Source organism: Paractinoplanes atraurantiacus (genome assembly GCF_900215205.1).
GTDB lineage: Bacteria > Actinomycetota > Actinomycetes > Mycobacteriales > Micromonosporaceae > Actinoplanes > Actinoplanes atraurantiacus.
The window spans coordinates 51,337-62,840 of the sequence record NZ_OBDY01000032.1; the positions used below are offsets into that span (position 1 = coordinate 51,337).

Annotated in this window: 12 protein-coding genes; 8 read left to right on the top strand and 4 right to left on the bottom strand. The window is 69.7% G+C overall.

Features of this window, described 5'->3' with window-relative positions; genetic code table 11:
- Window positions 1-2,433: ATP-binding protein (locus CRP55_RS43155; protein ID WP_143235345.1), on the top strand; the 2,433-nt coding region annotated here is incomplete at its 5' end.
- Entirely contained in the window at window positions 2,426-2,974 is a 549-nt protein-coding gene (locus CRP55_RS43160; protein ID WP_097327821.1) for a response regulator, read from the top strand. The genes CRP55_RS43155 and CRP55_RS43160, both read left to right, overlap by 8 nt.
- On the opposite strand, the gene CRP55_RS43165 is transcribed toward CRP55_RS43160, so the two are convergent.
- From CRP55_RS43165 to CRP55_RS43175, 3 genes are all read right to left on the bottom strand, one after another.
- A complete protein-coding gene (locus tag CRP55_RS43165; RefSeq protein ID WP_097327822.1) occupies window positions 2,975-3,322 on the bottom strand; it encodes a thioredoxin family protein in 348 nt (115 codons plus the stop codon).
- Window positions 3,295-3,678, bottom strand: a complete 384-nt coding sequence (locus CRP55_RS43170; protein ID WP_097327823.1) for a MerR family transcriptional regulator — start codon at window positions 3,676-3,678, stop codon at window positions 3,295-3,297. The genes CRP55_RS43165 and CRP55_RS43170 overlap by 28 nt, the downstream gene beginning before the upstream one ends.
- A gap of 88 nt (window positions 3,679-3,766) precedes the next feature.
- Complete coding sequence (locus CRP55_RS43175) at window positions 3,767-4,093, bottom strand: STAS domain-containing protein (RefSeq protein WP_097327824.1); 327 nt, start codon at window positions 4,091-4,093, stop codon at window positions 3,767-3,769.
- Window positions 4,094-4,239: 146 nt separating this feature from the next.
- Between CRP55_RS43175 and hemL the strand changes: the two genes are divergently transcribed.
- Genes hemL through ccsB form a run of 6 tightly spaced genes read left to right on the top strand, consistent with a single transcriptional unit; the run spans window position 4,240 to window position 10,186 of the window.
- Window positions 4,240-5,574 (top strand): glutamate-1-semialdehyde 2,1-aminomutase, encoded by a 1,335-nt coding sequence (hemL, locus tag CRP55_RS43180; protein ID WP_097327825.1) that lies wholly within the window; start codon window positions 4,240-4,242, stop codon window positions 5,572-5,574.
- Window positions 5,571-6,227 (top strand): histidine phosphatase family protein, encoded by a 657-nt coding sequence (locus CRP55_RS43185; protein ID WP_097327826.1) that lies wholly within the window; start codon window positions 5,571-5,573, stop codon window positions 6,225-6,227. The genes hemL and CRP55_RS43185 overlap by 4 nt, the downstream gene beginning before the upstream one ends.
- Window positions 6,224-6,784 (top strand): TlpA family protein disulfide reductase, encoded by a 561-nt coding sequence (locus tag CRP55_RS43190; protein ID WP_097327827.1) that lies wholly within the window; start codon window positions 6,224-6,226, stop codon window positions 6,782-6,784. Before CRP55_RS43185 ends, CRP55_RS43190 begins: the two co-directional genes overlap by 4 nt.
- A complete protein-coding gene (locus CRP55_RS43195) occupies window positions 6,784-7,584 on the top strand; it encodes a cytochrome c biogenesis CcdA family protein (RefSeq protein ID WP_097327828.1) in 801 nt (266 codons plus the stop codon). Before CRP55_RS43190 ends, CRP55_RS43195 begins: the two co-directional genes overlap by 1 nt.
- On the top strand, window positions 7,581-9,188 hold the full coding sequence (gene resB, locus CRP55_RS43200) for a cytochrome c biogenesis protein ResB (RefSeq protein WP_097327829.1): 1,608 nt from the start codon (window positions 7,581-7,583) through the stop codon (window positions 9,186-9,188). The genes CRP55_RS43195 and resB overlap by 4 nt, the downstream gene beginning before the upstream one ends.
- Window positions 9,188-10,186 (top strand): c-type cytochrome biogenesis protein CcsB, encoded by a 999-nt coding sequence (gene ccsB / locus CRP55_RS43205; protein ID WP_097327830.1) that lies wholly within the window; start codon window positions 9,188-9,190, stop codon window positions 10,184-10,186. The genes resB and ccsB overlap by 1 nt, the downstream gene beginning before the upstream one ends.
- 261 nt (window positions 10,187-10,447) lie before the next feature.
- On the opposite strand, the gene CRP55_RS43210 is transcribed toward ccsB, so the two are convergent.
- Entirely contained in the window at window positions 10,448-11,128 is a 681-nt protein-coding gene (locus tag CRP55_RS43210) for a hypothetical protein (protein WP_245923733.1), read from the bottom strand.
- Window positions 11,129-11,504 lie beyond the last annotated feature (376 nt).

An 11,504-nucleotide genomic window follows, 5' to 3' on the forward strand; every position in this document is an offset into this window, starting at 1 on the left:
GCGACCAACCTGACCAGCCAGGTCCGCAACATCGCCTCGGTGACCACGGCGGTGGCCAAGGGCGACCTGTCGCAGAAGATCACGGTCGACGCCCGGGGCGAGATCCTCGAGCTCAAGGACACCGTCAACACGATGGTCGACCAGCTCTCATCGTTCGCCACCGAGGTCACCCGGGTCGGCCGCGAGGTCGGCGTCGAGGGCAAGCTCGGCGGTCAGGCCCAGGTCAAGGGCGTCTCCGGTACGTGGCAGGACCTCACCGACAACGTCAACCAGCTCGCCTCCACGCTGACCATCCAGCTGCGCGCGATCGCCGAGGTGTCCACCGCCGTGACCCGGGGCGACCTGACCCAGAGCATCGCGGTCGAGGCGCAGGGCGAGGTCGCCGAGCTCAAGGACAACATCAACCAGATGATCGTCACCCTCCGGGAGACGACAAAGGCCAACGCCGAGCAGGGCTGGCTCGACTCCAACCTGGCCCGCATCGGCGGCCTGCTGCAGGGCCAGCGCGACCTCGGCGAGGTCTGCCGCATGATCATGACCGAGGTGACGCCGCTGGTCGACGCCCAGCTCGGCGCCTTCTTTTTGGTCGACAACGAGCAGGCCGTTATGCGGCTGAGGCTCGCCGCCTCGTACGGCTATGTCGCCCGCAACCACGAGGTCACCTTCGGGCCGGGCGAAGGCCTGGTCGGTCAGGCCGCGGTTTCCCGCCGCACGATCCGGGTCCGCGCCACCCACGACGGCATCCTCACCATGCGCTCCGGCCTCATGTCGATGCCGCCGAACGACCTGGTGGTGCTGCCGGTGCTGTTCGAGGGCGAGATGCTCGGCGTCATCGAGTTCGCCTCGGTGGCCGCCTTCTCCGGCCTGCACCTGACCTTCCTGGAGCGGCTGGTCTCCACGATCGGCGTCGCTCTGAACACCATTCAGGCCAACCGGCGTACGGAGGAACTGCTCTCCCAATCGCAGCGTCTGGCCCGCGAGATGCAGGACCAGTCGGCCGAGCTCCAGCGCACCAACGCCGAGCTCGAGGACAAGGCGCAACTGCTCAGCGAGCAGAAGGCCAACATCGAGACCAAGAACCGGGAGATCGAGCAGGCCCGGCGCGGCCTGGAGGAGAAGGCGCAGCAGCTGTCCCGGGCGAGCGCGTACAAGTCGGAGTTCCTGGCCAACATGAGCCACGAGCTGCGCACCCCGCTCAACTCGCTGCTGCTGCTGGCCCGGCTGCTGGCCGACAACGCCGACACCAACCTGACCGAGAAGCAGATCGAGTTCGCCCGCACCATCCACAGTGCCGGTTCCGACCTGCTGTCGCTGATCGACGACATCCTCGACCTGGCCAAGATCGAGGCGGGCCGGATGGACGTCGAGCCCGACCAGGTCGACTTCGACGGTGTGCGCAGTTATGTCGAGCAGGCGTTCGCGCCGCAGGCCGAGGAGAAAGGCCTGCAGTTCCGGGTGCAGGTCGAGAGCGGGCTGCCGGCCTCGATCGTCACCGACCCGCAGCGTTTGCAGCAGATCCTGCGCAACCTGTTGTCGAACGCGGTCAAGTTCACCGACAAGGGCTCGGTGACGTTGAACATCTTCGCGGCCCCGGCCAACACCGATTTCGAGGTGCCGGCGCTGGCCTCGGCCCAGCAGGTGATCGCGTTCTCGGTCAGCGACACCGGGATCGGGATCAACGACGAGAAGCTGGCGATCATCTTCGAGCCGTTCCAGCAGGCCGACGGCACGACCACGCGCAAGTACGGCGGCACCGGCCTGGGTCTGTCGATCAGCCGGGATCTGGCCGCACTGCTCGGCGGCACGATCGTGGTGTCGTCGCGGCCGGGTGAGGGCTCGACCTTCACCCTCTACATGCCGGACGCGCTGAGCGCCGAGGGCATCCCGGCCATCGCCCTGCCGACCCTGCCCACGGCGACCGTGGTGGTGCAGCCGGCCGCGGCGTCGCTCGACATGCCGCTGATGGAGATGCCCGTGCTCAGCCAGCGGGCCGACATCGAGAGCCACGTCGTCACCCCGGCCAGCCGCCAGCTCGACGGGGCCACCGTGCTGATCGTCGACGACGACGTCCGCAACGTCTTCGCCCTGACCAGCGCCCTCGAGATGCACGGGCTCAACGTCCTGTACTCGGACAACGGCGTCGACGGGGTCCGGGTGCTGGCCGAGCACCCCGAGATCGACATCGTGCTGATGGACGCGATGATGCCCGACCAGGACGGCTACGAGACGACCCGGGGAATCCGGCGAAATCAGCGCTTCCAGGACCTCCCGGTAGTGTTCCTGACGGCGAAGGCGATGCCCGGCGACCGGGAGTCGGCCCTCGCGGCGGGCGCGAGCGACTACATCACCAAGCCCGTCGACCTCGATGAGCTGATCGAGCTGATGGCTCGTTGGGTGAACGCGGACCCCGAGGAAAGGATCACGCGTGGCTGAGCGTGCCAAGGCCCTGCTCGTCGACGACCGGAAGGACAATCTGCTCGCGCTGGAAGCGATCCTCCAGGGCCTGCCGGTGACCCCGGTGGCCGTGCAGAGCGGCGAGGCGGCGCTGAAACAGCTGCTCACCGACGACTTCGCGGTCATCCTGCTCGACGCGCAGATGCCCAACATGGACGGCTTCGAGACGGCCAGCCACATCAAGCGGCGGGAACGCACCCGGCACGTGCCGATCCTGTTCCTGACCGCGGCCGACCGGGACGCGCAGCTCGCGCTCCGGGGCTACGCGGTGGGCGCGGTGGATTACCTGACCAAGCCGTTCGACCCGTGGGTGCTGCGGGCCAAGGTGTCCATCTTCGTCGAGCTGTGGACGAAATCGCAGCAGCTCAAGGCCCAGGGCGACGCGAGCCGTGAGCGTGAGGCGCAGTGGCAGCGGCTGACCGAGACGGTCGACGAGGCGGCCCGGGTGCTGCGCTCCGGCGGCGACGATGCCGCCGCCGAAGCGCTGGCCCTTCTGGAGAAGGCCCGCTGGGGCAATTAATCACACATTGGCGTACGGGGTGAGGGTGTTCGCCAGGAGCAGCCGCAGGACTGACTTCGGGCGGGCGCCGACCGTCGCGCTGATCAGCGTGCCGTTGTCGTAGACGAGCAGCGTCGGCAACGACATGATCCGGTGGGCGCGGGCAGTCTCCGGGTTCTCGTCGGCGTTGAGCGTGTAGATCCGCAGCCTGCCGTCGAACTCGGGCGCGAGCTCGGCCAGGGTGCGGGCCATCGGGCCGCAGGGCGGGCACCACTCGGCCCAGACGTCGACGACGACCGGGGTGGTGGCGGTGCGGATCGTCTCGGCGAAGGTGGCATCGGTCAGGGCTGGCAGGTGATGGTCAGGCACAGGGACTCCTCGACGGCCTCGTTCAGCTGGGCGCGCAGACGCTGCCGGATGTCGGTGAGCTGCCCGATGTAGCCGTCCACTTCGGCCAGCTTGCGGCGCAGCACCTCGACCGAGTCGGGGCAGACGTGCCCTAGCTCGTTACCGGCGCGCAGGCACGCGACGAAGGGCTTGATGTCCTCGAGACCGAAACCGGCCGCCAGCAGCGAGCGGATCTCGTGCACGACACGCAGCTCGGCGTCGTCGTACTGGCGATATCCGTTCGCGTCGCGGCCGGCGTGGACCAGTCCGTGCTGCTCGTAGTAGCGCAGCGTCCTCGTGCTGGTGCCGGCCTTCTCGGCCAGCTCTCCGATCAACATCGGCGCCCTCCATCCGTCAGCTGACGTTAGGCATTGACACCGGCGTCAAGGCAAGGTTTTTGACCGCGCCAAGATCGGCCAGGGTGGGTCAGGCCGTGCTGCTGATCATCAAGGCGCTTCTGAGGCCGGTGATATCCAGCACTCGCATCAGGAAGTCGCCGACGTTGGCCAGGGCCAGCACCGCGCGGGCGTGCTGGGCCTTGCGGCTGAGCACGACCAGCGTGCCCAGGCCCTGTGAGTCGCAGAACGTGACACCCGCCATGTCGAGGACGATGCGGGCGGGCGGCTCGGCGAGCACTTCGTTGACGAGCGTCGACAGATTATTGACCGTGAGCACGTCGATCTCCCCGGCGAGGTGGAAGACGACCTCGTCGGGGGCTCGCTGAACCGTGATCGACAGTTCGGGTCGCTCCACCGGGTCAGCCTATCGCCTATGCACCGGTTCGGCCCGTCGGGCGCGAGCGTAACCGGGCGTTCCGGACATCCCCGTGTGCCCCTTTACGGCATCCTCGGGTGATGTGAGGAACCCTCTTGCTCTTCTTGCCGGAGTGCGCTGACACAATGGGAGCCGCTGTGACCACCTCATACCGCGCCGAGGGCCTCCCCTACCCGGAGGACGCCCCGGCTTCCCAGGCCCTGTTCGACCGCGCCCAGGCCATCGTGCCGGGCGGGGTCAATTCACCCGTGCGTGCGTTCCGAGCGGTCGGTGGCACGCCCCGATTCATGGCGCACGGCTCGGGCGCATGGCTCACCGACGCCGACGGCCGGCGCTACGTCGACCTGGTCTGCTCGTGGGGCCCGCTCATCCACGGCCACGCACATCCCGAGGTCATCGCCGCGATCCAGGCCGCCGCCGCCCGCGGCACCAGCTTCGGCACGCCCACCGCGGGCGAGGTCGACCTGGCCGAGGAGATCGTCCGGCGCACCGCTGTCGACGAGGTCCGCCTGGTCAACTCCGGCACCGAGGCCACCATGTCGGCCATCCGGCTGGCCCGCGGCTTCACCGGCCGCTCCAAGATCGTGAAGTTCGCCGGCTGCTACCACGGGCACGTCGACGCGCTGCTGGCCGCGGCCGGCTCCGGCGTGGCCACCCTCGGCCTGCCCGACTCGCCCGGCGTCACCGGCGCCGCCGCGAGCGAGACGCTCGTGCTGCCGTACAACGACGTCTCCGCGGTCGAGGCCGTCTTCCGGGAGAACGGCGGCGAGATCGCCGCGATCATCACCGAGGCCGCGGCCGGCAACATGGGCGTCGTCGCCCCGCGCGAGGGCTTCAACCAGCGGCTGGCCGAGATCGCCCACGCGCACGGCGCGCTGCTGATCGTCGACGAGGTGATGACCGGCTTCCGCGTCTCGGCCGGCGGCTGGGCCGGGCTCGACCCGGTCGAGGCCGACCTGTTCACCTTCGGCAAGGTGATGGGCGGCGGCCTGCCCGCGGCCGCGTTCGGCGGGCGCCGCGACGTGATGTCGCGGCTGGCCCCGGCCGGCCCGGTCTACCAGGCCGGCACTCTGTCCGGTAACCCGCTGGCCTGCGCGGCCGGGCTCGCCTCGCTGCGGCTGGCCGACGACGCGGTCTACAAGCGGCTCGACGAGCTGTCGGCCACGATCGGCGCGCTCGCGTCCGACGAGCTGACGAAGGCCGGCGTGCCCCACCGGCTGTCCTTCGCCGGCAACATGTTCTCCATCTTCTTCACCGAGGTCGACGTGGTCGACTACGACTCGGCGAAGACCCAGGACGCCGACGCGTTCAAGGCGTTCTTCCACGAGATGCTGTCGCGCGGTGTCTACCTGCCGCCGAGCGCCTTCGAGTCGTGGTTCGTCTCGACCGCGATCGACGACGCGGCGCTGGAGCAGATCGCGACGGCGCTTCCGTACGCAGCGAGGGCGGCCGCACGATGAGCGAGTCCACGAAGACCACGGTGCACGTGCTGCGCCACGGCGAGGTCCACAACCCCGGCAAGATCCTGTACGGTCGCCTGCCCGACTTCCACCTCTCCGAGCTGGGACAGCAGATGGCCAAGGCGGCGGCCGAGGCCCTCAAGGACCGCGACGTGACGTACGTGGTCTCCAGCCCGCTCGAGCGGGCGCAGGAGACGGCGGCGCCGATCGCCGCCGAGTTCGACCTCGAGATCGCCACCGACGTGCGGCTGATCGAGAGCTCGAACTTCTTCGAGGGCAAGAAGGTGTCGGTCGGCGACGGCGCGTTCAGCAACCCGCGGCACTGGTGGGTGCTGCGCGACCCGATCACCCCGTCCTGGGGCGAGGCGTACATCGTGATCGCGCAGCGCATGTTCGCCGCGGTCCAGGCGGCCCGGGTCGCCGCCGAGGGCCACGAGGCCGTCTGCATCTCGCACCAACTGCCCATCTGGACGCTTCGGCGCTACGTGGAGAAGAAGCGGCTCTGGCACGATCCGCGTAAGCGGCAGTGCGGGCTGGCCAGCCTCACCTCGTTCCACTTCGAAGACTCCAAGGTCGTCGGGATCGACTACTCCGAGCCGGCCGCCCATCTGGTGGCCATGTCCGCGACAGCCAAGACCGCCAAGGGAGCTTGACCGTGCGTCGCCTCGCCATCGTCCTGGCCACCGCCGTCCTCTCGGCCGGTGCGTTAGCCGGGTGCGGCGGGGACAGCTGGGCCGACAAGTGCTCCACGGCCTCCGGCGTGGTCGACTGCGCTCCCGGCCAGCGCACCGCGGTCAAGGAGGTCAAGGGTGAACTGCTCGACGGCAAGCAGTACGACCTGAAGTCCGACCTGGGCAAGGTGGTCGTGGTCAACTTCTGGGGCTCGTGGTGCGCGCCGTGCCGGGCCGAGGCCGACGACCTGGAGAAGACGTTCCAGTCGACCAAGGCGCAGAACGTGACCTTCATCGGCGTCAACACCCGTGACGACCGGGACGCGGCCATCCAGTTCGAGCGCAACCGGGTGACGTACCCGAGCATCTACGACGTCGACGGCAAGGTCGCACTCCAGTTCGACGTGACGCAGACCAGCACGCCGGCCACGCTGATCATCGACCGGCAGGGCCGGATCGCCGTCGCGATCCGCCAGGCCACCACGGTGACCCAGTTGCAGCCCCTGGTGGAAAAGGTGGCCGCGGAGGGGAACGGCTGATGGGCGAGCAGTTCGCCTCGATCGCCAGCGGCGGCCCGCTGATCCTGGCCCTCGCCGTGGCCGCGATCGCCGGCCTGGTGAGCATCCTGTCGCCGTGTGTCCTGCCCCTGCTGCCGGGCTACCTCTCCTATGTGACCGGGCTGGCCGGCTCCGACCTCGACTCGCGGCAGGCTTCGCAAGAGAGCGCGGCGGGCGGCGTCGCGACCATGACCAGGATCCGGTCGAAGGGCCGCGTGCTGGCCGGCACGAGTCTGTTCGTGCTCGGCTTCGCGGTCGTCTTCATCCTGCTCAACGTGGTCGTGGTCAACGCCGGCTTCCTGATCCGTCACCAGGACGCGCTGAACGTCGCCCTCGGTGTCCTGATCATCGTGCTCGGCCTCGGCTACCTCGGCTGGATCCCATGGCTCCAGCGCGAGGCCCGCATCACCAAGCTTCCGGCCGCCGGCCTGCTCGGCGCGCCGATCTTCGGGGCGATCTTCGCCATCTCCTGGGCGCCCTGCGTGGGCCCGACGCTGGGCGCGGTCATGGCGCTGGGCGTGACGTCCGGTGAGACCGACCGAGCCGTGCTGCTCGCCGTGGCGTACAGCCTGGGCCTGGGTCTTCCGTTTGTGCTCTTCGGGCTTTTCTTCAGCAAGTTGATCGGGGTCTTCCGGACGATCCGGCGCAACAGCCGGTGGGTCACGCGGGTCGGCGGTGTGCTGCTGATCCTGGTCGGCCTGGCGCTGGTCACCGGCGGCTGGGGCGACTTCCTGATCTGGCTGAAGACCACCTTCGACCTGGGAGCGGAGGGCATCCTGTGACGATCGTCGAGGAGCGGGAGGCGCCACCGGCCGCCCCGCCACCCCGCCGGGGTAACCGGATCTGGGCGCTGCTGCGCAACTCCTGGCGTCAGCTCACCAGCATGCGTACGGCGCTGGTGCTGCTCTTCCTGCTCGCCGTCGCCGCGATTCCCGGCTCGGTCTTCCCGCAGCGCGCGGTGAACGCCGAGAAGGTCACGCAGTACTACACGGCTCATCCGAAGCTGGCGCCCTGGCTGGAGAAAATCGGCGGGTTCGAGGTGTACGCCTCGCCGTGGTTCGCCTCGATCTACCTGCTCCTGTTCGTCTCGCTGATCGGCTGCGTCGTGCCGCGGCTGATCGACCACGTGCGGGCGCTGCGGATCGCCGTCCCGGACGCGCCGAAGCGCTTCGAGCGCCTGCCGCAGCACAGCGACGAGTGGACCAGCGGGCAGGAGCCGGCCGCGGCCGCCGCCGTGATCGCCCAGCAATTGCGCAAGCGCCGATTCCGGGCCAAAGTGCGCGAACAGGCCGACGGCAGCTTCACCGTCTCGGCCGAGAAGGGCTACCTCAAGGAGACCGGCAACCTCCTGTTCCACATCAGCATGCTGGCCGTGCTGATCGGGGTCGGCTTCGGTCACTGGTACGGCTGGCACGGCAACCGCATCCTCGTCGGCGGCGCCGACCAGGGCTTCTGCAACTCGCTGACGCAGTACGACGACTCGTCGCTCGGCCCACGCGTCACCGCGGCCGACCTGCCGAACTTCTGCCTCAAGCTCACCGACTTCGACGCCACCTTCCAGAGCACCGGCCAGCCCAAGACATTCGCGGCGACCGTCTCGGTCACCCAGAACGGCGGAGCGGCCGAGACCCGCAAGTTCACGGTCAACGACCCGCTGCGGCTCGACGGGGCCAGCGTGCACCTGCTCGGCCACGGCTACGCGCCGATCCTGCGCTACACCGACCGCTACGGCGTCGCGCAGACCAAGGTCGTGCCGTTCCTGCCGGTCGACGCCATGCAGACCAGCGAGGGCGTCGCCCAGTTCCCGGACGTCAACATCGACCCCAAGACCGGCCGGCGGGACACCAAGCTCCAGATGGCCTTCGAGGGCCGCTACCTGCCGACCGTGGCCAAGGACGGCAGCGCCACCTCGGCCTTCCCGGCCGAGAACGACCCCGCCCTCTACCTCACCGCCTATCAGGGCGATCTCGGGCTCGACGTGGGCACGCCGCGCTCGGTGTACTCGCTCGACCAGGGCCAGATCGCCACCGGCGAGCTGAAGAACATCACCGGCGCCCGGCCGCACCCGCTGCGGGTCGGCGAGACGTGGACCCTGGACGACGGCAGCAAGCTGGAGTTCCTCGGCACACGGCCGTTCGCCACGCTCTCCATCCGGTACGACCCGACGCAGTCGCTGGCCCTCGTCGGCGCGGTCCTCGGCCTCAGCGGCCTCATGCTCTCGCTGTGGGGGCAACGGCGCCGGGTCTGGTTCCGCGCCCTGCCAGGTACGCCGGCATCGTCCGGCGGTACGTTGTTGGTGGCCGGTGGGCTGCCGCGCACCGACTATCCCGGTTTTCCCGATGAATTCGCATCTTTGGTCAAAACCGCCGAGGAAGGGACGTCCTGATGGCGGAGTTGTCGAATCAGTTACTGGCCGCCGCTGTCCTGGCGTACCTGTTCGCGATGATCTGCTACGCGGGGGAGTACGCGTTCGGCAAGCGCAGCCACATCGGCAAGGCGGCCGCCCGGCCGGCCCGCCAGCTCGTGGGCGCGGGCGCTCCGGCCCCTTCCTCCGTGGCGCCTTCCTCCGTGGCCGATGACGTCGTGCCGGACGACATCGTGCCGCCTCCGGCCCGGCGCGACCGGGCCGAGCTCATCGGCCGGATCGCGGTCGGCCTCAACGTGCTCGCGCTCCTGCTCCACCTGGGCGCCCTGGTCACCCGCGGGGTCGCGGCCGACCGGATGCCGTGGGGCAACATGTACGAGTACATCCTGTCGACGACCTTCGTCGCCTCGGCGGTGTGGGCCGGCGTCGTCCTGACCCGTCCCAAGGTGCGCCATCTGGGCCTGTTCGCGACGCTGGCGCTGGTCGTCATGCTCGGCGCGGCCAGCCTCATCGCGTACACCCCGGTGGGCCCGCTGGTGCCGGCGCTGAACTCGTACTGGTTCATCATCCACGTCTCGACGGTCATCATCGGCTCCGGCATCTTCCTGATCGGCGCCGTGCCGGCCGCGATGTTCCTCATCCGCAACGGGTACGACGAGGGCAAGCGCAGCTTCCCGTACACGCTGGGCAAGCGGGTGCCCGAGGCCGCGCTGCTGGAGCGGCTGACGTTCCGCCTGCACGCCTTCGCCTTCCCGCTGTTTACCTTCGGCGCCCTGATCGCCGGCCCGATCTGGGCCGAGGCGTCGTGGGGGCGTTACTGGGGCTGGGACCCCAAGGAGGTGTGGGCGTTCATCTCCTGGATCGTCTACGCCGGATATCTGCACGCGAGGGCCACGCCCAGCGTGAAGCGGACGGTGGCGACGTGGATCGCGCTGATCGGCTTCGTGACCATGCTGATGAACCTCTTCGGGGTCAACCTGTTCTTCGAGGGCCTGCACTCGTACGCGAACGCGGGCTGAGCCCTCTCATCCGCTCGTGGGCGCGGCGCCGGTCTCCGGCGCCGCGCTTTCGTGTGTCCGGGCTCGCCGGCCTCGGCGCTGAGCTTTCCGCCGGGCCTTGGTGCCTTAGTGGCTGGCCGGCCTTCGTGCGCTGAGCTTTCCGCTGGGCCTTTGTGCGTTCCCGGCTGGCCGGCCTTCGTGCGCTGAGCCTTCCGCCGGGCCTTTGTGCGTTCGTGGCTAGCTGGCCTTCGTGCGCTGAGCCTTCCGCCGGGTTTCGTGTGCCTAAGGCTCGTCGATTTTCGGCGCCGGGCTTTCGTAGGCGTAGGGCTCGCCGATCACGTCGGCGTCGCCCCGCGGTGGTGGCAGGGGAGCCGCCGGGCTGAGCAGGCCGCGGGAGCAGTCGCCGGCCGTCCAGGTGTCGTAGCGGGTGCGCCAGTCCAGGCAGAAACCGCCGCGCTGCTGCCGCTGGGTGGGGTCGGTGCCGGTCAGGGTGGGCACGTCCTCACGCCACAGACGCGGCTCGCCGCCGTCGGCCGGGCGCAGGCGCACGTTGTCGACGGTCACCGGTGGAACGTCGATCAGACCCGGTCGGCCGGCGTCGACGTGAACCTCCACGTACTGCTCGATGACGGCGGTCGAGCCGAGCGGCAGGCGCTGGGCGGTCAGCAGGTTCCACCGGTTGCCCCACCACAGCCAGGCGCTCCACACCCCGTCGGGGTCGCTGTGCAGGTCGAGCCAGACCTTGTCGCCGGGCCGCAGCGCGTATTGGTCGTAGAACTGCCAGGTCTTGGTGTTGGTGTTGAAGGTGTAGATGTGCTGCCGCCCGGTACCGGCCCAGCCGGTCTCGGCCCACCCGGCCTCGAGCCAGTTGATGACGCCACGGCCCAGGTTGCGCTTGACCATGAAGCGCCCGGCCACGAAGTCGTACGACCGCGGCCGAATAGACCCGTCGACGATCGACATGCGCCCGGAGACCCCACCCCACTCGCCGGCGGTGTTCGCACCCAGATGGTGATAACCGCTCGGCGTGAACCCAGCCTCCCCCCGCCGCGGAAGCCTGACCCCCGACTCGACAATGGGACTCGTAGCCGCCCGGCACGCCCCAGGCGCCCCGGCCCCCGCCGGCACAGTGGGCGCCCGCGTCGAACGCCCAGCCGGCGAACACACGGGCAGACCACCCCGCCCGCCCAGCGCCGCAACGGCCGCCCCCGCAGCACCTTCTCGCGCGGCACCTTCTCGGCCGGCACCCGCTTGCGCGGCACCCGCTCGCGCGGCGCCCTGGCCCGCGGCGCTTCGGCCCGCGGCACCTTCCTCTTGCGCGGCGCCCCCACCCGCGGCG